The 23640-nt window shown below is 58.7% G+C and carries 23 protein-coding genes; 4 read left to right on the top strand and 19 right to left on the bottom strand.

Annotated features, from left to right (window positions below):
- The first annotated feature begins 201 nt into the window (after positions 1 to 201).
- Positions 202 to 1071 (top strand): N-acetylmuramoyl-L-alanine amidase AmiA, encoded by an 870-nt coding sequence (gene amiA / locus JY391_RS06825; RefSeq protein WP_211935447.1) that lies wholly within the window; start codon positions 202 to 204, stop codon positions 1069 to 1071.
- A gap of 2 nt (positions 1072 to 1073) precedes the next feature.
- A complete protein-coding gene (gene hemF / locus JY391_RS06820; protein WP_211935446.1) occupies positions 1074 to 1973 on the top strand; it encodes an oxygen-dependent coproporphyrinogen oxidase in 900 nt (299 codons plus the stop codon).
- A 64-nt stretch (positions 1974 to 2037) separates the two neighbouring features.
- Here the strand turns inward: hemF and eutR are convergent, their stop codons facing one another.
- The 18 genes from eutR to maeB form a co-directional block, all read right to left on the bottom strand.
- Positions 2038 to 3090, bottom strand: coding sequence for an HTH-type transcriptional regulator EutR (gene eutR, locus JY391_RS06815; protein WP_042290867.1), 1053 nt, complete (start codon positions 3088 to 3090; stop codon positions 2038 to 2040).
- 46 nt (positions 3091 to 3136) lie between these two features.
- Complete coding sequence (gene eutK / locus JY391_RS06810; protein ID WP_181822780.1) at positions 3137 to 3637, bottom strand: ethanolamine utilization microcompartment protein EutK; 501 nt, start codon at positions 3635 to 3637, stop codon at positions 3137 to 3139.
- Positions 3638 to 3649: 12 nt separating this feature from the next.
- Positions 3650 to 4309 carry an ethanolamine utilization microcompartment protein EutL gene (gene eutL / locus JY391_RS06805; RefSeq protein WP_042290871.1) on the bottom strand — a complete coding sequence of 220 codons (660 nt, stop codon included), beginning with the start codon at positions 4307 to 4309 and terminating at the stop codon, positions 3650 to 3652.
- A 10-nt stretch (positions 4310 to 4319) separates the two neighbouring features.
- Positions 4320 to 5216: an ethanolamine ammonia-lyase subunit EutC gene (gene eutC, locus JY391_RS06800; protein ID WP_211935445.1), complete on the bottom strand. Its 897-nt coding sequence runs from the start codon at positions 5214 to 5216 to the stop codon at positions 4320 to 4322.
- Positions 5217 to 5236: 20 nt separating this feature from the next.
- Complete coding sequence (gene eutB / locus JY391_RS06795) at positions 5237 to 6598, bottom strand: ethanolamine ammonia-lyase subunit alpha (RefSeq protein WP_012906585.1); 1362 nt, start codon at positions 6596 to 6598, stop codon at positions 5237 to 5239.
- Between the two features lie 11 nt (positions 6599 to 6609).
- Positions 6610 to 8013, bottom strand: coding sequence for an ethanolamine ammonia-lyase reactivating factor EutA (eutA, locus tag JY391_RS06790; protein ID WP_211935444.1), 1404 nt, complete (start codon positions 8011 to 8013; stop codon positions 6610 to 6612).
- Positions 8010 to 9236 carry an ethanolamine utilization protein EutH gene (gene eutH / locus JY391_RS06785; protein ID WP_042290876.1) on the bottom strand — a complete coding sequence of 409 codons (1227 nt, stop codon included), beginning with the start codon at positions 9234 to 9236 and terminating at the stop codon, positions 8010 to 8012. The genes eutA and eutH overlap by 4 nt, the downstream gene beginning before the upstream one ends.
- Before the next feature lie 60 nt (positions 9237 to 9296).
- Positions 9297 to 10484 carry an ethanolamine utilization ethanol dehydrogenase EutG gene (gene eutG, locus JY391_RS06780; protein WP_211935443.1) on the bottom strand — a complete coding sequence of 396 codons (1188 nt, stop codon included), beginning with the start codon at positions 10482 to 10484 and terminating at the stop codon, positions 9297 to 9299.
- Complete coding sequence (gene eutJ / locus JY391_RS06775) at positions 10474 to 11313, bottom strand: ethanolamine utilization protein EutJ (RefSeq protein WP_211935442.1); 840 nt, start codon at positions 11311 to 11313, stop codon at positions 10474 to 10476. The genes eutG and eutJ overlap by 11 nt, the downstream gene beginning before the upstream one ends.
- A 10-nt stretch (positions 11314 to 11323) precedes the next feature.
- On the bottom strand, positions 11324 to 12727 hold the full coding sequence (locus tag JY391_RS06770; protein WP_181822778.1) for an aldehyde dehydrogenase family protein: 1404 nt from the start codon (positions 12725 to 12727) through the stop codon (positions 11324 to 11326).
- 11 nt (positions 12728 to 12738) lie between these two features.
- Positions 12739 to 13026, bottom strand: coding sequence for an ethanolamine utilization microcompartment protein EutN (eutN, locus tag JY391_RS06765; protein ID WP_042290880.1), 288 nt, complete (start codon positions 13024 to 13026; stop codon positions 12739 to 12741).
- 123 nt (positions 13027 to 13149) lie between these two features.
- On the bottom strand, positions 13150 to 13440 hold the full coding sequence (gene eutM, locus JY391_RS06760; protein WP_000387720.1) for an ethanolamine utilization microcompartment protein EutM: 291 nt from the start codon (positions 13438 to 13440) through the stop codon (positions 13150 to 13152).
- A 36-nt stretch (positions 13441 to 13476) separates the two neighbouring features.
- Complete coding sequence (pta, locus tag JY391_RS06755) at positions 13477 to 14493, bottom strand: phosphate acetyltransferase (RefSeq protein WP_199956599.1); 1017 nt, start codon at positions 14491 to 14493, stop codon at positions 13477 to 13479.
- The gene (gene eutT / locus JY391_RS06750; protein WP_211935441.1) at positions 14490 to 15293 is read right to left on the bottom strand and encodes an ethanolamine utilization cob(I)yrinic acid a,c-diamide adenosyltransferase EutT; all 804 of its coding nucleotides are present in this window, start codon (positions 15291 to 15293) and stop codon (positions 14490 to 14492) included. Before eutT ends, pta begins: the two co-directional genes overlap by 4 nt.
- Positions 15290 to 15979 (bottom strand): ethanolamine utilization acetate kinase EutQ, encoded by a 690-nt coding sequence (gene eutQ / locus JY391_RS06745; protein ID WP_200034795.1) that lies wholly within the window; start codon positions 15977 to 15979, stop codon positions 15290 to 15292. Before eutQ ends, eutT begins: the two co-directional genes overlap by 4 nt.
- Entirely contained in the window at positions 15954 to 16436 is a 483-nt protein-coding gene (gene eutP, locus JY391_RS06740) for an ethanolamine utilization acetate kinase EutP (RefSeq protein ID WP_211935440.1), read from the bottom strand. Before eutP ends, eutQ begins: the two co-directional genes overlap by 26 nt.
- 12 nt (positions 16437 to 16448) lie before the next feature.
- The gene (eutS, locus tag JY391_RS06735) at positions 16449 to 16784 is read right to left on the bottom strand and encodes an ethanolamine utilization microcompartment protein EutS (protein WP_042290888.1); all 336 of its coding nucleotides are present in this window, start codon (positions 16782 to 16784) and stop codon (positions 16449 to 16451) included.
- Positions 16785 to 16942: 158 nt separating this feature from the next.
- On the bottom strand, positions 16943 to 19222 hold the full coding sequence (gene maeB, locus JY391_RS06730; RefSeq protein ID WP_042290889.1) for an NADP-dependent oxaloacetate-decarboxylating malate dehydrogenase: 2280 nt from the start codon (positions 19220 to 19222) through the stop codon (positions 16943 to 16945).
- A gap of 278 nt (positions 19223 to 19500) precedes the next feature.
- Here maeB and tal point away from each other — a divergent pair, with 278 nt between their 5' ends.
- Both tal and tkt read left to right on the top strand, forming a co-directional pair.
- Positions 19501 to 20451 (top strand): transaldolase, encoded by a 951-nt coding sequence (gene tal / locus JY391_RS06725; RefSeq protein WP_211935439.1) that lies wholly within the window; start codon positions 19501 to 19503, stop codon positions 20449 to 20451.
- Positions 20452 to 20471: 20 nt separating this feature from the next.
- Positions 20472 to 22466, top strand: coding sequence for a transketolase (gene tkt / locus JY391_RS06720; protein WP_211935438.1), 1995 nt, complete (start codon positions 20472 to 20474; stop codon positions 22464 to 22466).
- Between the two features lie 14 nt (positions 22467 to 22480).
- On the opposite strand, the gene JY391_RS06715 is transcribed toward tkt, so the two are convergent.
- The gene (locus JY391_RS06715) at positions 22481 to 23521 is read right to left on the bottom strand and encodes a DUF1176 domain-containing protein (RefSeq protein ID WP_211935437.1); all 1041 of its coding nucleotides are present in this window, start codon (positions 23519 to 23521) and stop codon (positions 22481 to 22483) included.
- Positions 23522 to 23640 lie beyond the last annotated feature (119 nt).

The following is a 23640-nucleotide window of genomic DNA, read 5'->3' as shown; positions in this document are numbered from 1 at the left end:
CTTTTCGGGTCTAAAAACCAAGATTATGGCGCAAAGCGTTGATTCAGCCAATATCTGACGCGAAGCGGTGAAAAAAATGGCATAATAGCGGGCTGTCATGTATTGAAATGAAAAGTAAAACAATTCTCAACATCAACAGTCGTAACGGATTACGCGATACGATATAACATCTGGATTAAATATTTTTACAACTCAGGCCGTATGAGCACTTTTAAACCCCTAAAAACACTCACATCGCGCCGCCAGGTGCTGAAAGCCGGGCTGGCTGCCCTGACCATTTCGGGGATGACCCACGCCACAGCAAAAGAAGCTCCCCTGAAAACCAGCAACGGACACAGCCTGCCCGCGAAAAAAAAATCGGGCGGCAAGCGGATCGTGGTGCTGGACCCCGGCCACGGCGGCATTGATACCGGCGCGATTGGTCGCAACGGCTCGAAAGAGAAACATGTCGTGCTGGCGATCGCCAAAAATGTGCGTTCAATATTACGCAGCCAGGGAATCGACTGCCGCCTGACGCGTTCGGGGGATACGTTTATCCCTCTGTACGATCGCGTGGAAATCGCTCATAAGCACGGCGCCGATCTGTTTATGTCGATCCACGCCGACGGTTTTACGAACCCAAGCGCCTCAGGCGCGTCAGTGTTCGCATTGTCTAATCGCGGCGCCAGTAGCGCAATGGCGAAATACCTTTCCGACCGCGAAAACCGCGCCGACGAGGTGGCCGGTAAAAAAACCACCGACAGGGATCACCTGTTACAACAGGTGCTGTTCGACCTGGTGCAGACGGACACCATTAAAAACAGCCTGACGCTTGGATCGCACATTCTTAAGAAGATCAAACCCGTGCACAAGCTGCACAGCCGTTCCACGGAACAGGCGGCGTTTGTGGTGCTAAAATCTCCGTCAATACCGTCGGTGCTGGTGGAAACCTCCTTTATCACGAATCCGGAAGAAGAGCGACTGCTGGGCACTGCGGCGTTCCGGCAGAAAATCGCGACCGCCATCGCCAATGGCGTCGTCAGTTATTTCCACTGGTTCGATAACCAGAAAGCCCATTCGAAGAAACGCTGAATATGAAACCCGATGCACAACGCGTTAAAGAGTTCCTGCTGACCTTGCAGGACACCCTTTGCCAGCAGCTCAGCGCCATTGACGGCGCGACATTCATTGAAGACAGCTGGCAGCGTGAAGCTGGCGGCGGTGGACGCAGTCGGGTACTGCGTAACGGCGGCATTTTTGAGCAGGCGGGCGTAAATTTTTCCCATGTCCATGGCGAGGCGATGCCCGCTTCCGCCACGGCCCATCGTCCTGAGCTGGCCGGACGCAGTTTCGAAGCGATGGGCGTCTCGCTGGTGGTGCATCCGCTCAACCCGTACGTTCCCACCAGCCACGCTAACGTGCGCTTTTTTATTGCTGAAAAGCCCGGTGCCGATCCGGTCTGGTGGTTCGGCGGCGGTTTTGACCTCACGCCCTACTACGGTTTTGCCGACGATGCCGTTCACTGGCACCGGACCGCGCGCGATCTGTGTCTGCCGTTTGGCGACGAGCTCTACCCCCGCTATAAAAAATGGTGTGACGACTACTTTTTCCTGAAGCATCGCAATGAGCAGCGCGGCATCGGCGGGCTGTTTTTTGACGATCTGAACACACCGGATTTCGATCGCTGTTTCGCCTTTATGCAGGCGGTGGGGAACGGTTATGCCGACGCCTACCTGCCGATCGTCGAACGTCGCAAAGCGATGCCCTGGGGCGAGCGCGAGCGTAACTTCCAGTTGTATCGTCGCGGGCGTTATGTGGAATTTAACCTGGTCTGGGATCGCGGTACCCTGTTTGGGTTACAGACAGGCGGACGCACCGAATCGATTTTGATGTCGATGCCGCCGCTGGTGCGTTGGGAGTACGACTGGCAGCCGGAAGACGGTAGCCCGGAAGCCGCATTGAGTGACTTTATTCAGGTACGCGACTGGGTGTGAGTCGCGCCGCTTCGCAGGCTGGATAAGCGGCGCGCCATGCGACAATCACGCAGCCGCCATTGCCTCACATCCACTGGCGCATTCGTTGATGTAACGTCGACGACGGCTTCTCGGCAAACAGCTGCTGGTAGTCGGTGGCGAACTGGCCCAAGTGCCAGAATCCCCACTGCATCGCGGCGTCCTTGACCGTGGCGCTTTGCGACCACGGACTGATCAGTTCGCGGCGCACCGCGTTCAGGCGGATCCTTTTCAACCACGCGTTTGGGCCAATCCCCAAAATAGCGTGAAACGCATTCTGCAACGTGCGACGGCTGACGTGCAGTTGATTGCACAGATCCAGCACCGTCAGCGGCTCAGACATGTTTTCCAGCACATACTCCCGCGCCCGCGACAGCAGCCTGCGGTAGCCCTGATGGCTAACGCTTTCCGCCGTATGAATTGGCTGCGCCTCTTCCAGCATCGTCCCCATCGCCATTAGCAGGTTATCGCCAAGCACTTTTCGTACAGCGGGCTGATGGAGATTCTCCGGACTCTCGCTAAACGTCGCCAGCGCCTGCTGAACAAAGCCCCACAGCGCCGCTTTGTGCTGCTCTTTGACCTCCAGCGCCGCCTGGCTGCGCAGCATATGTAGCACCCGCTCCGGGTTATGTAAAAAGTTGGCCTGCCGGGAGATCACATCTTCCGAAATCACCACCCCAAGAATGGTGTAATCGTCCGGGGTACTCAGTTCAAACTCGGTACCACCCGGCCGGGTCGCAATCTCCGCGCTGCCGAGGCACTGGCTGCCAATAAACCCCTGCTCGCCGCGCGTCGCCGGAATACCAAACCAGAAAGAGTTCGGCCAGACCAGACATGACTGGCGCAGCGCCAGTCCGGTGTATTCACGGAACACCTGAATATCATCGAGCAGGATTTCCGTGAACTCGCCATGAAATTTGCCGGGATGCAGTTGATCGTAAATCTGCTGCCAGGCGGTAATGGTCAGGGCGTGCTCATACACGTCCGTGGTTCGCCGCTGGTGAACGTTGTCCACTTCCACCTTCGGCGTCAGTTTTACGTCTTCGGGTAATGCTTCATGATAAAGATGGTGCAAGTTAGCTGTACGGGTCTTTTTCATGATCTTTATGCCGGACGCCTGTTGAGACGCCCGGCCCTCCGACAGATTAATTTTTTATGCGATAGCGACTGCTGCGTTTACGCAACGCCCCGTCCGTAAAAAGCTGCTCCAGCGCCGCCCGGGCCTGCTCCAGTGGCCAGCCAAAGTGCGCGGCGACCTCGCCCGCCGTCATGCCCTGACGCACCCCGGCGAGTTTTGCCAACAGCGCATCGGCGTTGTCTGGTACGCCAGGCGGCTGCGGCGCCGTTTTCGGCGCGGGAGGCGCCGATGCACGCTGAAACCCGCCGATCAGCCACTGGGTGTCATCCTCGGGCCGCCCAATCTCTTTTCGGCTGATGACGCGTCCGGTGCGCTGCGCCGCGGCGCTTCCGGCATCCAGCGCCGCCCGACAGGCCGCCAGATCGCCCTCCACTACCAGCGTCACCTTGCCAGGGTCAAGCACTTCGTGATTCAGCAGCGTAACGTTGGCGGCTTTCAGCATGGCATCCGCGGCATCCACCGCCGCGACCATGCCCTCCACTTCCAGTAATCCCAGCGCATTGATCATCGGCAACCTCCGTTACGCGCGCTGGATGGGACTACGGGCGATATCCAGAACCGCATCGGTAAAGGCATTGCAGGCCGCTTTACAGGCCGCCTGGCTCCCGGTTAAAAACGCAGCGGAATAGTTGGTTTCCGACGGCGGCGGCACGTAGGTCACCAGTTGAACATCGGCAGATTTCATCGCCGCATCAATACCAAAGGTCGCTTCGAGCGGCGGCGCAACCAGATAAGCGATCGGATCGCCCAGCGCAATCCCCGCGGTTGACGAGAGATACGAACCGGTGCGCGACACCACGTGCGCGAGAAATGCCGTATCTTCCGCATCGTTCGCCCACTGGAACGCAGCGCCGCTTTCAATATGGGCGACCATCGCGTCCAGTCCGGCGCGAACCTCCGCCGGGTTTGGTCCGCCGAGCATAATCAGCACTTCTCCGGCGGTAGGCGACGGGCCGTGGGCAGCGCCGGCGTATAGCGAGCGGCCATACACCACTTCCACCATCGCCTGTTTCGTCGCTTCGTCTGCGGCAATATACGTCACGTCATCAGAGTCTGCCGTGATGAGACCGAGGCTACGTATATGCGACGGTAATTTCAGTTCGCGCGCAAACCCGTCGTTTACGGAAGCAATCACGCGCATCGCGCTGACCGAGGGTCGAATCAAATCTAATGCTGGCATGATGCCTCCTTTAACGGGTCATGTTGATGCCGGACGCCTTTTGCTCCAGCATGCGTTTGGCCAAATCGACAATGACGGCGGCCGCTTCGACCGGCGGGGTGCCGCCCTGGTGGATGTTCGAAATACAGGTGCGATCGGCTTCCACGGTGGTCGCCACACGCGGGGAATAGACCGCGTAGCAGGAGAGACTTTCTGACTGCCCCAGCCCAGGACGTTCGCCGACCAGCAGGACAACCACCTTCGCACCGAGGATCTCGCCGATCTGATCTTCTATCTTCACGCGGCCATAGCGCACAAAGAACGGCGTGCCGACCTTCAGCCCCGCCTGCTTCAGCCCGGCGAGAAGCGGCGGCAAAATCTCCTCATAGTTGGCAGTGATCGCATCAGTGGAAAGACCGTCGGATACCACCACCTGCACGTCCGGATTCATCACGCACTGCGCTTTCAGCGCCTCGACCGCTTCCGGACTCAGCCGACGCCCCATGTCCGGGCGGGTCAGATACAGGTTTTTGTCGCTGATTTCCGAACGCACCTCCAGCAACCCCTGGGCTTTCACCCACTCTTCCGGCACCTCTTTCAGCACCGTGTCTTTCGAACGCGAGTGATCGGCGAGAAAGCGCAGCAGCGCCTGGGTGCGTGGGCGCGGCCCGGCGCGCCCCGTGCAAACCCGCGCGGCGGTGCTACGACGCAGCTCCGTGAGCACGTCGGCGCGGTGCGGATTCTCAACGCCAATCCACGCTTTCGCTTGTGCGGATCCTAAATCGACCTCACAGCTTTCGCTGGCGACAGGCGCCGCGCACTGCGGCTTATGGCAGCCCTGCGCGGACGGCGCGGCGGTTTGTGGCGCGTCCTGGCCCATTGACGCCATCACGCTACGTACAATTTCTTCAATCTGTTTTTGATCCATGGTGTCTCATCCCCGCGTCATCAGAAGAACAGTGACGGATCGCCCGCCCGTTTGGTCAGACGACCGTTTGCCATAATGCCCATCGTTTCCAGCCAGCGTTCAAACTCCGGCGACGGGCGCAGATTCAACAGCTGGCGCACGGTTGCGGTGTCGTGGAAGGCGGTGGTCTGATAGTTGAGCATGATGTCGTCGCCGAGCGGCATGCCCATGATGTAGTTGCAGCCGGCGGTGGCGAGCAGAATCATCAGGTTTTCGTTGAGGTTCTGATCGGCGTCGGCATGGTTGGTGTAGCAGCAGTCGCAGCCCATCGAAATGCCGCTCAGCTTGCCCATAAAGTGATCTTCCAGGCCCGCACGAATAATCTGGCGATCGTTATAGAGGTATTCCGGCCCGATAAAGCCCACCACCGTATTAACGAGGAACGGATCGTAGTGCCGCGCCAGCCCGTAGTTACGCGCTTCCATTGTCACCTGATCCGCGCCAAAGTTAGCGCCAGCGGAAAGCGCCGAACCTTGCCCGGTTTCAAAGTACAGGCAGTTTTCCCCGGCGATGCGGTTGAATTCCGCCCCCACCGCGCGCGCTTCATCCAGCATCGCCAGCTCGACGCCAAACTCTTTTAATCCCTTCTCGCTGCCGCAAATACTCTGGAAGATCAGCCCGCCCGGCGCGCCGCGACGGATCGCTTCGATCTGGGTGGTGACGTGCGCCAGCACGCAGCCCTGGGTCGGAATGTTGAACTTGTCGATGACGCCGTAAACGGTATCCAGCACGCGGCTTAAGTTTTCCACGTCGTCGGTGACCGGGTTGACGCCAATCACCGCATCACCTGCGCCAAAAGAAAGCCCTTCATAGATTTGCGCGGCAATACTCTGCACGTCGTCGCGGGTGTCGTTCGGTTGTAAGCGGCAGCTAAAGGTGCCTGGAATACCGATCGTGGTATTGGCCTTTTTAATCACCGGCATTTTCTTGCCGCCGTAAATCAGATCGGCGTTGGAACAAATTTTCGCCACCGCCGCCACCACTTCAGAGGTGAGTCCTTTACGGGTAAAAGCGATGTCGTCAACGGATGTTTCGTCGCTCAACACGTACTCGCGCAGTTCGCTGATGCTCCAGTTTTTAATGCGGTTATAAGCGGTTTCGTTGACGTCATCCTGAATCAGACGCGTCACGCAGTCCTCCTCATAAGCAATCACCGGATTATTGCGAATATCCGCCACTGTCATTTCTGACAGTACCTGTTTCGCCGCCACGCGCTCCTGCGAACTTTGCGCTGCGACGCCTGCCAGCACATCCCCCGAACGCAGTTCGTTGGCCTTTGCCAGCACCTCTTTAACATCCTTAAACTGATATACATTGCCGAACAATGTGGTCTTTAGTTTCATAAGTCGTTCCCTCAGGAAGGAAATGCGAGTGATTTCACCGTCACCGGCACAACCGATCCGCCAAAAAGAGGCGTACCAATGTCGATATAGTCCCCCGCCCGCACGACCACCTCATCGATGACCGCCAGCGGGAGTTGCTGTAACTGCGGGCGCAACAACATGCCCAGGGCTTTACCAAAATCCTGCTCGGCCACCACCAGCAGGGGATGCGGATTGGGAAAACGCGCGACAAAAGCGGTCAGCGCGTCGATGACCGACAGTAACGCGGCGTAACGCACCGGAAGCGAGGCGGGCAGCGCCAGCACGTAAGCGTCGTTTTGGGGATCGAGATCGAGTTGAATGAGCGCCTGCTGCCAGGCATGCAACAGATCCGCGTCATCCTGCGGGATCGCCACTGGCAGATTGCGCAGCGGCAGTTGAACGTCGTCCAGCCAAATCGTACTGCCGGACAACGACAGCGTATGCGCCCCCGCGCCGATCACCGTGGCCCGCACGGTCTGCGCCGGAAACTGCACGTTCATCTCCCGCAGGCGGGGATGTTCGTGCAGCGCCGTCGCTAACAGCGGTCCGATGTCAGCAAAACAGAACGGATCGGCGGGCAGGTTGCGGTAGCATTCGCCCACCCCGCCGGAAAGCGTAATCACATCAGGTTTCGCCCCGGCAGGCAGCAGCGCGGTTTGCATCAGCGCCTGCGCCAGCGGTGACGGCGTGCCGTCAATGATTTCCACAATCAGTTCCGCCATCCGCTGCGTCACCTCAACGACCTGCGCCACAGTAAGTGTGCGGGCGTCAGTTCCTTCGCCGAACAGCGCTGCGACGATCTTCTGACCGGGTTGGTGAGCGTAAACCACGCGTCCCTGGCCGTCGGTTTCCAGCAGACGGCCCCCCACATTCAGGCAGGCGGTACCGGTGACCTTTCCGGCATCAAACAGCGCGTAGTTCGACGTCCCGCCGCCGATGTCGATATTGAGCACCCGACACATCCGCTGCTCTGAAAGGGTTTGCGCGCCCGCGCCGTGTCCGGCAATCACCGACTCCAGATGGGGACCGGCGCTGGCGACGACAAAGTCGCCGAGCGACTGCGACAGCGCCATTACCGCCCCGCGCGCATTGCGGGTTTTCGCGCTCTCGCCGGTGATGATGATCGCCCCGGAGTCCACGGTTTCCGGCGCGATACCGGCCGCCTGGTATTGTGCAAGGATTAATGCCCTGAGTTCGGCCTCTTTTAACCCACCCTGCTTATCGACAGGCGTAAAGAAAACCGGGCTTTGCCAGCTAATTTCGCGTTTGATGAATTCGTAACGAGGCACCTGCGACACCGCCGCGCGGTTGACCAGTTCCAGTCGTGAGAAGATCACCTGGGTGGTGGTGGTGCCAATATCGATACCAACGCTCAGTAGCTGGCGAGTATTCACGATTGCGCCTCCACGTCGATTTCTGCCGGGACATTTTCATCTTTTGGCACCAGCATCATCGCCACGCCAATCGCCGTGACGCCGCCAATGAGCTTGCCGACAATCATCGGGAAAATCATCGCGTTCATGTTGGCTGCCGCGAAGCCTAAGTGGTCGCCCAGCGCGAAGGCGGCAGAGACGGCAAATGCGCAGTTGATCACTTTGCCGCGGGTATCCATCTGCTTCATCATGCCGAACATCGGGATATTGTTCGCCAGCGTCGCCACCATGCCGCCCGCCGCCATATTGTTGATTTTGAGCAGGCCGCCGACGCGCATCAGTGGTTTTTCGAACCAGCGGGTCAGCAACAGCACCATCGGATAAGCGCCGAGCAGCACGCAGGAGATAGAACCGATCACTTCGATGGCGCGCATCACCTCGCCGGGCGTGTCGCCAGGGGCCATGAAGATCGGATCAAGCCCAGGGATCAGATCCCAACCGAGCAGGAATTTGATCACCGCCGCCGCCAGGCCGATAGTGATCAGCGCCACGAGGAATTTGGCGAAGATCTGGAAGCCGCTGATCATCTTTTCCGGAATGAACTTCAACCCCAGCGCCACCAGCACCGCAACGATGATCACCGGGATCATGTTCATCAGGATCAGCGCGAAGGTAAACTCCACCGGCTGACCGTTGATCTCAACGCCGGAATACATTGCCACCAGCCCCCCGGCGATACAGCCGATGGGGATCGTCACGATGCCCGCCAGCACGCCGAGCGCCAGCCAGCGGCGGTCAGACGGCTCAATGATCCCCAGCGCCACCGGAATAGAGAAGACGATGGTTGGCCCCATCATCGCGCCGAGAATTAACCCTGAGTATAGCCACGCCGCCACATCGCCGCCCGCCAGCTCTTTGGCGAGGAAGAAACCGCCCATGTCGCAGGCCAGCAGCGTACCGGCGAACATTGACGGGTTCGCACCGAGCATTTCATACAGCGGAATAATCACCGGTCCGAGCAATTTCGCTAACACCGGCGCCAGCGCGGTCATACCGACCATGGCCAACCCCAGCGCGCCCATCGCCATAAAACCTTCTTCAAACTGTCCACCGGACCCTTCAATGCTTTTGCCGAATTTTCCGAGGAAACGCGCTGAACCGCCGAACTGTGACAGGATCCTGTCCACGGCGGCAATCAGCATAAAGAACATCATGATGTACATGATGATTTCGTTAATTCCCATAGCCTCTACTCCCTGTCTTTTGTGATTCGTGGGCCTGATGGCGCTGCGCTTATCAGGCTGTTAATGTGCCGCCGTGTACAGGTCGATAATCTGTTCCCGGCTGGCGGTGCGTGGGTTGGTGCGCAGACAAATATCCTCCAGCGCCCCCGTCGCCCAGCCGCTGTAATGTGCTGCTTCCGCGCCTGCGTCGCCGAGGCGCGTCGTCAGGCCCACTTCGGCGATCAGATCGCTCACCGCCGTGATGGCATCGCGATCGTCCGATTTCTTATTGGTCAACGCCCGCCCGATATGCGTAAAGCGTTCACGGCACACCATTCGGTTAAACCCCATCACCGTTGGCAGCAGCATGGCATTCGCCTGGCCGTGAGGGATGTGCAGCGTCGCCCCCGGCTGGTGCGCCATCGCATGGCACAGCCCCAGTCCGGCGCTGGAAAACGCCATTCCCGCCATACAGGAGGCAAGCAGCATACTTTCGCGCGCGGCGAGATCGTGTCCGTAGCCCACCGCTTTCGGCAGCGATTTGCCGATCATCGCTATCGCGCCAATCGCCAGGCTGTCAGTAAACGGGGAGGCATTCAGCGCGCTGTACGCTTCCACCGCGTGAGTGAGCGCATCAATACCGGTCATTGCCGTGACCGATGACGGCACGCCTTCGGTCAGCGCGGCGTCAAGAATCGCCAGATCCGGCATCAAAGAGGCATGCGCCAGCACCTGTTTGCGCCCGCTCGCCGCGTCGGTAATCACCGTGACGTTGGTGGTTTCCGATCCGGTACCGGCGGTGGTAGGCACCGCGATCAGCGGCAAGCGCGGACGCAGCGTGCTGGTTTCCGTCATCTCTGCCAGCGTCAGGCTGGGATTGGTGGCCAACAGCGCGACCGCTTTTGCCGCATCCAGCACGGATCCGCCGCCAAACGCCACCACGCCGTCGCATTTAGCCTCGCGCAACTGCGCAACCGCGGCACAGACGTCGGTAATACAGGGTTCCCCTGGTGGACACGACCAGACCGTCATCGCCACGCCCTTCATCGCCAGACTGCGCTCAAGCGGCGCGGTCAATCCGGCCTGATGCAGAAAACTGTCGACCATCACAAACAGATGGCTGAGTTCGCGCGTCTGCGCTTCCTGTCCGCAAGCGCTCAACGCGCCGAGTCCACACAGCGTGACCGGCGGAACGCTAAAGGTTTTCACGCGTTGCAGATTCAGGGTATCGAATGCCTGAAAGAGCGCCGTCTGCAAGTCAGCTTGCATAGATTCCCTCCGCTTTCTCTTTCCCGCTGTTAGCGATAGCCAGCGGCGTCATAAACAGGCTGTGTTGGGGCAGATGCACCTGTAAAGTCGGGAAACGCTGGCGAAACAGTTCGCCCACCCCCGGCTGCATGCAGGAACCGCCCGCCAGCCACAGATCGTTAATCCCCTGCCCTTCAATGTGCCGGGCGACAATCTCCGCCATTTTTTCGTACACCGGCTTAACCACCGGCCAAATCTCCTGCGCATTGCTGCGCTTGTACTGTTCGGCGTCCTCCAGCGAGATGCGCCGGTTTCCGGCAAGGGTCAGTGAAATGTGATGACCACCGGTCGCTTCGTCGGCGGACCAGGTCACGTCCCCCCGCTTCACGATGGCGATGCCGGTCGTGCCGCCGCCGATATCCACCACGCCGGCGTTATCGAGTTGCAGCAGATCCGCCACTGCAGTCGGTTCATCCAGCACGTGGCTCACCTCCAGCCCGGCCGACTCCAGCACGTTGATTGAAATGCGCGGATCGGTGCCCGGCGGGAATGAGGTCGCCGCATGGGTGAAGCGGCAGCCGAGCCGTTTTTCGAGCGTATCGAGATGACGGCGCACCAGGGTGACCGCGCCGAAGAAATCCCAGACGATGCCGTCACGCACGACGTCAGCCCAGTCGAGGCACACCGCGACGGGCTGCGCGTCGCCGTCGACGACCATCGACACTACGTCGCAGGTGCCCAAATCCACGCCCAGCCACAGCGGAGACTCGCTGTCAGCGGGCGTCTGATTACAGAGCTGCGCGGCTTTTTGCAGTCGCGGCGTCAGCCAGCGTTGTTCGTCGTGCGCCATGTTTTATCCCTTAAACGATTCTGAACGCATCCACCAGCACGCAACGACGCAGACGCACAAAGGTGCGCGCGCTGGTGACCCCTTCCCCGGTTGGCGTAGTGATGGTCATCGTGGTCCAGCCTTCACCGCCCAGCCCCAGCCCGGCAATGCACGGCCCGTTTTTGACGAAAATGCTGGTATCAATGGCGTTGGCCATCTGGTTCATGTTGTCGATATTGCGCGAGTGCATAGCCGCCGTATGGTGACAGCCGCCTTCCAGCTCAACCGCCAACGCGATCGCCTCATCGACATTTGCCACCCGTACGACCGGCAGCACCGGCATCATCAGTTCGGTGACGGCAAACGGATGGCTGGCGGGCGTTTCGACAAACAGCAACCGGGTTGGCTCAGGAACCTTCAGACCAATGGCTGCCGCGATTTTCGCCGCGTCACGGCCCACCCAGTCACGGCTGACGGTGCCTTTGCCGCGTTCATCAATGTTTTTCAGCAGTACCGGCTGAAGCTGTTCGGCCTGCGCGGCGGTCAGTTTCACCGCCTGTTGGCCTTCCATCAGGCGCATCAATTCGTCGGCAACGCTGTCGACGACAATCAGTACCTTCTCGTCGGCGCAAATAATGTTGTTATCAAAGGACGCGCCTTTCACGATGGATTCGGCGGCGCGCGCGAGGTCGGCGGTCTCATCCACCACCACCGGCGGATTACCGGCCCCTGCGGCAATCAGCCGCTTATTGGTGTGTTTACGGGCGGCTTCGACGACCGCTTCGCCGCCAGTGACCACCAGCAGGCCGATGCCCGGGTACTTAAACAGCCGTTGGGCGGTTTCGATATCCGGATTCGCCACCGTGACCAGCAGGTTCTCCGGGCCGCCCGCCGCCACCACCGCCTGGTTGAGCAGGGTGATGGCGCGCTGCGAAACGCCTTTCGCCGCCGGATGCGGGGCAAACACCACGCTGTTGCCAGCAGCAATCAGGCTGATGGCGTTATTAATCACCGTCGCCGCCGGGTTGGTGGACGGCGTCACCGAGGCCACCACGCCCCACGGCGCGTTTTCAATCAGGGTCAGTCCGTTATCACCGGTCAGTACCTGCGGCGACAGACATTCCACACCCGGCGTGCCGCGCGCCTGGGCGATATTTTTGGCCACTTTATCTTCGACACGGCCCATGCCGGTTTCTTTAACGGCAAACTCCGCCAGTTCTCTGGCGTGTTTTTCGCCCGCCTCACGAATGGCGTGAATCGCAAGCTGGCGCATCGCCACGCTTTTCAGCCCCTGCTGGGCGATTTTTGCGGCTGCCACCGCATCATCCAGGGAGGCAAAAACGCCCATTTCATGAACGGCGGCCACCGGATGGCTGCTGTCCTTCATTTTCAGCAGCACCGCTTTTACCACCTGTTCAATGTCCTGTTGATTCATGATGTTCAGTCCTATTTATGGAAAATCACCTGACCGCCCGCCACCACTTCATCGACGATGCCAATGACGCACAGATCCACCGGCGAGGCTTCACTGCGGTGCGCCTGACGCGCCGAGCTGCCGCTGACCAGCAGTACCCATTCGCCGGTTCCCGCGCCGATACTGTCGATAGCGACAGCGCACTGCCCGTCCGGGTTGCCCGCAGCATCAATCATCTCGACCATCAGCAGCTTGTCGTGGGCCAGTCCCTGATGGCGGACGGTGCAGACGATTTGTCCTGTAACGACAGCCAGTTTCATACCCGCCTCCTTGTTGCCGGATGACCGCGCCTGGCGCCTTATCCGGCCTACACAATCCGAACGCCGTGGGTGGTCTCCCGTAGGCCGGATAAGCACAGCGCCATCCGGCACCACGTGTCATGCTTAGATGTTGCTGTCGCCTTTGAAGCTGATCGGGAAGACTTCTTCCAGATCGCCATGCGGACGAGGGATAACATGTACGGAGACCAGCTCGCCAATGCGCTGCGCGGCGGCGGCGCCAGCATCCGTTGCCGCTTTGCACGCCGCGACGTCGCCGCGTACCATCGCGGTCACCAGACCACCACCAATCTGCTTCACACCAACCAGTTTCACGCGCGCGGCTTTCACCATCGCGTCAGAGGCCTCAATCAGTGCAACCAGGCCCCGGGTTTCAATCATTCCTAAAGCTTCCATTGTGTTTTCCTCTCATGGGGTCCAGAACGGGACCGTTTATACAACCAGGGTTTGCGAATCGCGTACGCGGCTCGCGTCAGTCTGGCGCGGCACCGCGGCCACCAGCGCCAGTTCGATAATTTCCTGTACGCTACAGCCCCGTGACAGGTCATGTAGCGGCGCGGCCAGCCCCTGAATCAGCGGCCCGACAGCGCGGTATCCGCCCAGACGCTGGGCGATTTTGTAGCCGATATTGCCCGCCTCCAGCGACGGAAAGACCATCACGTTGGCGTTGCCCCGCAGCGGACTGTCGGGCGCTTTTTGCGCGGCGACCTCCGGCACGAAGGCGGCGTCAAACTGCAGTTCACCGTCCACCTGCAGTTGGGGCGCGCGTTCCCTCACGATCTCTGTCGCCTGCTGCACGTTAGCGACGTTAGGATGACGGGCGCTGCCGTGGCTGGAAAACGACAGCATCGCCACCCGCGGCTCGTCGCCGGTAATGGCGCGCCATGACGCCGCGCTGGCGATGGCGATATCCGCCAGTTGCGCCGCCGTGGGCTGCGGCACCACGCTACAGTCGGCAAACCCTAACGCTGGCCCAACGTACTGCGGCAGCATCAAAAAAATGGACGACAAGGTTTTGCAGCCAGGCTGAAGGCCAATGATGCGTAGTCCGGCGCGCAGCACGTTGGCCGTCGATGACAGATTGCCCGCAATGCACACATCAGCGTGCCCCGCGCTGACCATCGCTGCGGCAAACATCAGCGGGTCGCTCAGTTTTTCCACCGCATCCGACGGCGTTTTTTCGCCTGCTTTTGCCAGCCAGCGGCGGGCAAAATCCTCGCGCATTGCGGGATTGCTTTGTGGGTCGATGACCTGAATCCCGTCCAGGGCCACGCGGTGGCTCAACGCAAACTGACGCAGAGCGAATGGGCTGGCGACCAGAACCGGGCGCGCCAGCCCCTGCTGTTGCAGGTAGTGCGCCGCTTTTAACACGCGCGGGTCTAACGCATCCGGAAACACCACCCTGGCAGGCGCCTGTAAGGCCAACTGGCGGGCGCGTTCAATGATCATTGTTCACCTCCCAGTCGCTGTTGGATCTGACTGACGGTAAGCGGCTGCGTCGCGACGGACAAAATCATCATCACGTAGACCGCGCTGGAAAGGCGGTTCAGCGCCTGCATGATGTCCGGTCGCAGAACCTCAAAACTGCGGTTGATAAAGACCTGCGCGGCAATGGTTTCCGTTTCGCGCACTTTGGTGCGTAGCAGGTTAAGCAGCGCCGCGTCGCGCCCGTGGCGGGCTTCCGGCACCAGATGGTCGTGGTCGAGATAGCGCAACGGCTGATGAGAAAGGCGGTGTAGATCGTCTTCGTTCAGGCCGACAATCGACTGCGCCGCCAGCGGCTCGTCCATCGCGTCGGCGCGCATAATATTGCCAAGCCGCGAACGAATATCCGCCAGCCACGGTTGCCAGAGGTCCGACAGTTCTGTTTGCAGCCACACAGTCAACGCGATAGTGCTGTCCAGCGCGGCGCGAAAACCCAGGCGCGGATCGCTTTTCGCGACCATTTTGTCCGCCGTCAGATGGGTCAGCGTGTCAGGCTTCTCCTTCACCGGCTGGCGACACAGTTCGCAGCAGGCCTGCGGATGGGTGTCACTGCTGGTCAGGCCGTGCACCGGCTGCAGTTGCTGTTGCTCGTCGTCGACGAACAGGCGGCCCTGCTCATCAAGAAATTTGATGCGCAGACGGCGACTTTCCAGCAGTTCACGGGCAGAGGGCGTCAGGCGGGCGTCGGCGGGAAGATGGATCTCCGCACCCTCGCTGAGCGTATGGTTCGCTCTGAGCCATGCTTCGGTGATGAAGTCGTTCATACCGATTGCCAGTTCGCAGGCCACGCTACGTACAGGAAACGCACGGTCGTCGGCGTGCCAAATTCAATGCTGGAGCCTTTAGGGATAAACATGACGTCCCCGGCTCTGGCGATCAGGGTTTCGCCTTCATGACGCACATGCAGTTCGCCTTCCAGCACCATGTCGATTTCGTCGTAGTTCAGCGTCCACGGGAAGAAAGCGTTGTCCCATTGCATAAATCCGGCGGCCATGCTGCTGCCATCCTGCTCAGTCACCAGATCGGTTAAGCCCACGCAGTGTGGTTCGGCGCCGTCAAAACGACCAAACTTCACGCTGCTGCCGTCAACAACCTTGATTCCGCCTTTGCCGGTAACGGATTTAAAGCCCGGCTGCATCCCGGCCTGCTCCAGCGACTGTTTTTCTTTCAGCACTTTCTCCATCAGTTGCGAAACCAGGCTTTCGGTGAACTGCCCTTCCGGCAACTGCGCTATGATGGTTTCACGAATGCGCTGGGTATCGGATTTGCCCGCGTCCGCGCTGCTCGTCGTCGGGGCAGATTCGTCGCATTCCGTTATCGTCACGCCCAGCAGTTCCGCGACCTCTCGCGCTTCCGGGGTGATTATGCTGGCGCGCAGGACCACCGACATCGCCTGTTCGCCGCGTGCATGAGCCGCACGTATATCATTCGCTGTGATGAGTTTTTTCACCTGCCCCTTCCTCCTTTTGGCTAAGCTCACTCAGATAGTCCACCAGATGCTGTACGCTGCCCGGATCCTGGCTGTTGAGGGCAAAAATCGGCTCTGCAAAGCCCATCCCGCGCAGTAACGCCCGCGTAGCAGGCACGTCGGCATCCGGCCTGTCCGTTTTGCTGATCACCGCAATGTGTCGTTTACTGGCGCCAATATCTAACAGCCCGGCAGGTAAGCGACTTTCTTTGTCATTTGCCGCATGGACATAAATCAACGTGTCGACGTCCTGCAGCGTGGTTATTAAGGCGTGGTACCAGCGGGGATGGCTGAAATATTCCCCGGGGGTGTCAATATCGCCGTCGGCATTAAATTCCACGGCCTGCGTTTTCCTGGCGAGGGAATAATTTCCCTGCAGCGCGTTAAAAAGCGTCGTTTTTCCCGCGCCTACCGTCCCCACAAACGCAATACGTTTCATACCGGCTCCGAATTAGCTTTTGGTCAGCTCACACAGGGTAAAATTTAATAAGCGCCCAAGTCCGCTGACCGTTTGCAATAATGCTTCCTCTACCGCGCCGACGGTTCCATAAATCACCAGCGCGCCGCTGAACCGGTCGAGAAAGCCGATATGGACATCGGCGGCTTTCATCGCCAGATCGCCTGCAATCATGGCGGTCTCACCTGGCGTCAGCGTCATAATGCCGATAGCGCCTGCCTCGGGAACGCCGATCTTTTTCGCCAGTTCTTCACCTGGATGCGCAATGAGATGCGCCAGCGTGACCTGTTTACCCGGCACAAATTCCTGAATGATGCGTTCTTTATCCATTGGCCACCGCCCCTGTTGAAACTGGTCTTATCGTGGCAATTTTTTGCTGGGGTAAATAACAAAATTCGGCAAGGTGATTTAAAAGGTGAAGGAGATCACTATTACGCAGAAATAAAAAAGCGCGGGAAAGACCCGCGCCGAAATGAATTAAAGTGAAATTACAGCGGTTGCGTTTGTGCTTCGACGACCGCCAGCGCCACCATATTAACAATCCGCCGCACAGAGGCGATCGGCGTTAATACATGTACTGGCTTCGCCACGCCCATTAATACTGGCCCGACGGTCACGCCTTCAGAACTGGAAACGCGCAGTAAGTTGTAACTAATACGTGCCGCTTCCATATTCGGCATCACCAGAATATTGGCGGAACCTTTCAGCGGACTGTCCGGCATCCGGTCATTGCGAATACTTTCCACCAGCGCCGCGTCACCGTGCATTTCGCCGTCGATCATCAGTTCCGGAGCCCGTTGTTTGATCAGCGCCAGCGCTTCGCGCATTTTGCTGGCCGCTGGCGCATTGGATGACCCAAAGTTGGAATGCGAAAGCAGCGCCACCTTCGGCTCAATACCAAAGCGACGCACCGACTCCGCCGCCATCAGGGTGATCTCCGCCAGCTCTTCCGGCGTCGGATCTTCATTGACATAGGTATCGGCAATGAAGGTGTTACCGCTCGGCAGCAGCAGCGCGTTCATCGCCCCCGCCGCATGCACGCCTTCACGGTAACCGAACACCTCTTTGACCACGCTGAAGTGCTCATGGTAGTCACCGATAGTGCCGCAGATCATCGCATCGGCTTCACCGCGTTGCACCATGATCGCGCCAATGGCCGTATGATTGCCGATCATCGCCCGCTGCGCCTGCTCCTGGGTGATCCCACGGCGCTTCATGATCTGGTAATACTCGCTCCAGTACTCTTTGAAACGCGGATCGGATTCGTTGTTGACGATCTCAAAATCAACGCCCGCTTTGATCTGTAATCCCAGCTTCTGGATGCGCATCTCGATCACGCCCGGACGGCCAATCAGGATGGGCTTCGCCAGTCCCAGGGTCACTAACTCCTGGGTGGCATGCAGCACGCGCGCCTCTTCCCCTTCCGGCAGCACCACGCGCTTCGGCTCTTTGCGCGCCTGGGAGAAGATCGGCTTCATAAACAGGTTGGTTTTATAGACAAATTCGGTCAGCTTATCGACATAGACGTCAAAGTCGGCGATGGGCCGTTTCGCCACGCCGGAGTCCATCGCCGCTTTCGCTACGGCCGGCGCGATTTTAACGATTAAACGCGGATCGAACGGTTTCGGAATGATGTATTCCGGACCGAAACTCAGATCCTGATCGCCATAAGCCGAGGCCACCACTTCGCTCTGCTCGGCGTGGGCCAGTTCGGCTATCGCATGTACCGCCGCCAGCTTCATCTCTTCGTTGATTGCGGTGGCGCCAACGTCCAGCGCGCCGCGGAAAATGAACGGGAAGCACAGGACATTGTTCACCTGATTCGGATAATCCGAGCGTCCGGTACAGATAATCGCGTCCGGGCGAACCTCTTTCGCCAACGGCGGCAGGATTTCCGGTTCCGGGTTCGCCAGCGCCAGAATCATTGGCGCACGGGCCATTTTCTTGACCATCTCCTGGGTCAGCACTTTCGGGCCGGAGCAGCCGAGGAAGATGTCCGCGCCGTCAATGACATCATCCAGCGTGCGTTTGCCGTCATCGTCCACCGCATAGGCCGCTTTGGTTTCCGCCATATTCGGCTCGCGACCTTTGTAGATCACGCCTTTCGAGTCGCAGACCACAATATTGTGTTTCTGCATCCCCAGCGCCACCAGCAGGTTCATACATGCGATAGCCGCCGCGCCCGCGCCGGAAACGACCATTCGCACATCGGAGATGTTCTTTTCCACCACCCGCAGGCCGTTCAGAATAGCGGCTGTGCTGATGATGGCGGTCCCGTGCTGATCGTCGTGGAACACCGGAATGTTCATCCGCTCACGCAGCTGTTGTTCAATATAGAAACATTCCGGCGCTTTAATGTCTTCGAGGTTGATGCCGCCGAAGGTCGGTTCCAGCGCGGCCACCACGTTGATAAATTTATCCGGATCCAGCTCGTCGACTTCGATATCGAACACGTCGATACCGGCAAATTTTTTGAACAGTACGCCTTTGCCTTCCATCACCGGCTTACCGGCCAGCGCGCCGATATTGCCTAAGCCGAGCACTGCCGTACCGTTAGAGATCACCGCGACGAGGTTGCCGCGCGCAGTGTATTTGTAGGCCGCCAGCGGATCTTTTTCAATTTCAAGACAAGGGGCCGCGACGCCCGGCGAGTAGGCCAGCGCCAGATCGCGCTGTGTCGCCAGAGGCTTGGTTGGAGAGACCTGGATCTTACCGGGGACAGGGAATTCGTGGAAATCAAGCGCGCTTTGTTTTAACTGGTCATCCATCTTGTTGTTCCTTTTCACGTAACGATCAAAAAATGAGACGCAACAGCCTGGTGCGCCGCACATTATCACCGCTGTGCGGGGCGCAAACTTTGAAGGTCGCCAAACTCTTACGACTCAAAATAATGAAATTGTAATCAACTCATAACAACCATGTTACCCGGTTGCGCCAGCAATACCATGCCTGTCTGCTATGCTTTTTTGTTATGCAGTTCATGAATTTTCCAGAAGTGTGAATTAACGCACTCACCTAACACTTTACTTTTCAAGGAGTATTTCCTATGAACCAGTTAGACGGCATCAAACAATTCACTACTGTCGTGGCGGACAGCGGCGACATTGAGTCGATTCGCCATTATCAGCCCCAGGATGCCACCACCAACCCTTCGCTGCTGCTGAAAGCGGCGGGTCTTGACCATTACAGCCACCTGATCGACGACGCCCTCGAATGGGGTAAAAAACTCGGTAAAACCCAGGAGCAGCAGGTCGCGGAAGCCTGCGATAAGCTGGCGGTCAATTTTGGTGCGGAAATTCTGAAAAGCATCCCCGGTCGCGTATCGACCGAAGTCGATGCCCGCCTCTCGTTCGATAAACAAAAAAGTATCGAGAAAGCACGTCATCTGGTCGACCTGTATCAGCAGCAGGGCATCGAAAAATCACGCATTTTGATCAAGCTGGCCTCCACCTGGGAAGGCATTCGCGCGGCGGAAGCGTTAGAAAAAGAAGGCATCAACTGCAACCTGACGCTGCTGTTCTCTTTCGCCCAGGCCCGCGCCTGCGCTGAAGCGGGCGTATATCTGATCTCCCCCTTTGTCGGGCGCATCTATGACTGGTATCAGGCGCGCAGTCCGATGGATCCGTATGTGGTGGATGAAGATCCGGGGGTGAAATCCGTGCGGAACATCTATGACTACTACAAGCAGCACCGCTATGAAACCATCGTCATGGGGGCCAGCTTCCGCCGTACCGAACAGATTCTGGCACTGACAGGCTGCGACCGCCTGACCATCTCCCCTGACCTGCTGAAACAGCTGCAGGAAAAAGAAGAACCGGTCATTCGCAAGCTGGTGCCCTCTTCGCAAACCTTCCATCGTCCGACGCCGATGAGCGAAGCCGAATTCCGCTGGGAACATAACCAGGACGCAATGGCGGTTGAAAAGCTGTCTGACGGCATCCGTCAGTTCGCCGTCGACCAGCGCAAACTGGAAGACCTGCTCGCTGCCAAACTTTAAACACTGCCACGGAGAGAAATATGTCCCGTAAAGAACTTGCCAACGCCATTCGCGCGCTCAGTATGGATGCCGTGCAGAAAGCCAATTCCGGCCACCCCGGCGCCCCGATGGGGATGGCCGATATTGCCGAAGTGCTATGGAACGATTTTCTCAAGCATAATCCGACCGATCCCACCTGGTACGACCGTGACCGCTTTATTCTCTCTAACGGTCATGCCTCGATGCTGCTCTACAGCCTGCTGCACCTGTCCGGCTACGACCTGCCGCTGGAGGAGTTAAAAAACTTCCGCCAGCTACACTCCAAAACGCCGGGCCATCCGGAAATCGGTTATACGCCGGGTGTAGAAACCACCACCGGCCCGTTGGGTCAGGGGCTGGCGAACGCCGTCGGCCTGGCCATTGCGGAACGCACTCTCGCCGCGCAGTTCAACCAGCCGGATCATGAGATCGTCGACCACTTCACATATGTGTTTATGGGCGACGGCTGTCTGATGGAAGGGATTTCACACGAAGTGTGTTCGCTGGCGGGCACGCTGGGTCTCGGCAAACTGATCGGCTTTTACGATCACAACGGCATTTCCATTGATGGCGAAACCGAAGGCTGGTTTACCGATGACACGGCTAAACGGTTTGAAGCCTACCACTGGCATGTGGTGCATGAAATAGACGGCCACGATCCGGAAGCGGTGAAGAAAGCGATTCAGGAAGCCCAGAGCGTGAAGGACAAGCCGTCGCTGATTATCTGCCGTACGGTTATTGGTTTTGGCTCACCGAACAAAGCAGGTAAAGAGGAGTCGCACGGCGCAGCGCTGGGCGAAGAAGAAGTCGCACTGACCCGCCAGAAGCTGGGTTGGCGCCATCCGGCGTTTGAGATCCCAAAAGAGATTTATCGCGCCTGGGATGCCCGTGAGAAAGGCGAAAAAGCGCAACAGCGCTGGAAAGAAAAATTTGCCGCCTATGAGAAGGCGTATCCGGATCTTGCCGCCGAGTTTAGCCGCCGGATGAGCGGCGGCCTGCCGGAAGCCTGGGAAGAGACGACGCAGAAATTCATCAACGACCTGCAGGCGAATCCGGCGAAAATCGCCACCCGCAAAGCCTCGCAAAACACGCTCAATGTCTATGGACCGCTGCTGCCGGAGCTGCTTGGCGGCTCGGCGGATCTGGCGCCCAGCAACCTGACCATCTGGAAAGGCTCCACCTCGCTGAAAGAGGACCCGGCGGGAAATTATATCCATTACGGCGTGCGCGAATTCGGCATGACCGCCATCGCCAACGGCATTGCTCATCACGGCGGATTTGTCCCCTACACCGCTACCTTCCTGATGTTTGTCGAGTATGCGCGAAACGCCGCGCGCATGGCGGCGCTGATGAAGGCGCGGCAGATCATGGTGTATACCCATGACTCCATTGGCCTGGGGGAAGATGGCCCGACCCACCAGGCGGTGGAACAACTGGCGAGCCTGCGCCTGACGCCGAACTTCAGCACCTGGCGACCATGCGATCAGGTTGAGGCGGCGGTCGGCTGGAAGCTGGCGGTGGAACGTCATAACGGTCCAACGGCGCTTATCCTGTCACGTCAGAATCTGGCGCAGGTCGAGCGTACGCCGGAGCAGGTAAAAGAGATTGCCCGCGGCGGCTACGTGCTAAAAGACAGCGGCGGCAAGCCGGACATCATTCTGATCGCCACCGGTTCGGAGATGGAAATTACGCTGCAGGCGGCGGAAAAGCTGACCGGCGAAGGACGTAACGTGCGGGTGGTTTCGTTGCCTTCAACGGACATTTTTGATGCCCAGGACGAGGCATACCGTGAGTCGGTGCTGCCGTCAAATGTGACGGCGCGCGTGGCGGTCGAAGCCGGTATTGCCGATTACTGGTACAAATACGTCGGCCTGAAAGGCGCAATTGTCGGTATGACGGGTTACGGGGAATCGGCGCCTGCCGACAAGCTGTTCCCGTACTTTGGCTTTACGGTCGAGAATATCGTTGCGAAGGCGCAGAAAGTGCTGAAGGCCTGATATCTGTCTCCACCTTAGCGCGTAATCCACAGCGTGGGCCAGGCATCTGGCCCATGCCAGCCATCGCAGCTCGGTTCTTCCGCGTAACGCACCAGGCGAAAACGTTGACCGTCAAAGCGCCAGCGGGTCTGAATACCGCAATCCGTCATTCCCCGCCCCTTCGCCAGAGTTATCAACTCGCGGGATTTCTCATCAAAACTGGCGTTCATCAACTCCATGTCATTGCCCCCCGACCCGTTTTTAAACGGCAGACGCAGACGAACAGCGTGGGAAGCCAACGGTTTTTTGCGCGACACAACCCACGCCAGATCGACGGTGTTCCACGCGCCGGCTTCGCAGGCAATCATCATCAGGGCTTTATCATCGGTGAGCGCAGTGACGCGGACATCCCGGCGTGACGGATCAAGCGAACAGCGAATACCGTTCATTCGCCAGTTACCGTAATCGAGCAGATCGTTTCGTTCTTCAAGGGACAGCGGCGTGGGCGTGGGGTTAACTACCGCCACGCCTTTCAGTGCGGGCGCGGGCGGCACGCTGAGGGGCGGATCGTCGCCTTTATCAATCCACGCCGTTTCGCTTCCCACGCGCTTTTGCTGCGCGTCGATAAACAGCAGCGCGGCCTTCAGCCCGGTTAATGAAATGCGCTGACTGCCTTTACGCAGGGTAATCGCGTCGCTTTCCTGAATCGTCTGCAGAAACTCGCTTATCGTCGCCGTATCGTCAGTCATGAGATGCCATGCCGTGACGCGCCAGCGCTGGCCGTTCAGGGCCAGAGGATGACCGTCAAGCAGTAGTCGCGGCGCGATCTCTTTTTCGCCCTCTGGCGTTTTTAAGCCGCCAAGATCGATACGCAAAACGGCGTCAGTATGTGCGCCTGCGCTACGGCTGAGGGTCATCACCAGACCGCCATGGTCACCGGTATTACGCGCAATGCAGAAGTTTTGGTTATTACAGGTCACCTGCCAGTCAGAAAAGGCCTGCTGCGCCGGGGCCGCCCATAACAGTCGACCCGGAAGCAGGCCGAGCAGGAAAAGGAAAATGACGCGATAGCGCATGGACGGTGATAACCCCAGAAGTCAAACGAGCAACAGGTCGTATCTTCGTTGCGCAGTTAGCCATCCTCAATCGGATTTATCGGATTGCGTCAATAATTCGTAAAGAAATATAACCTTTA

Origin of the sequence: Citrobacter sedlakii (genome assembly GCF_018128425.1) — a bacterium.
GTDB lineage: Bacteria > Pseudomonadota > Gammaproteobacteria > Enterobacterales > Enterobacteriaceae > Citrobacter_A > Citrobacter_A sedlakii.
Note: the sequence above shows the minus strand (reverse complement) of the source record. Positions and strands in the feature narration are given on the sequence as shown.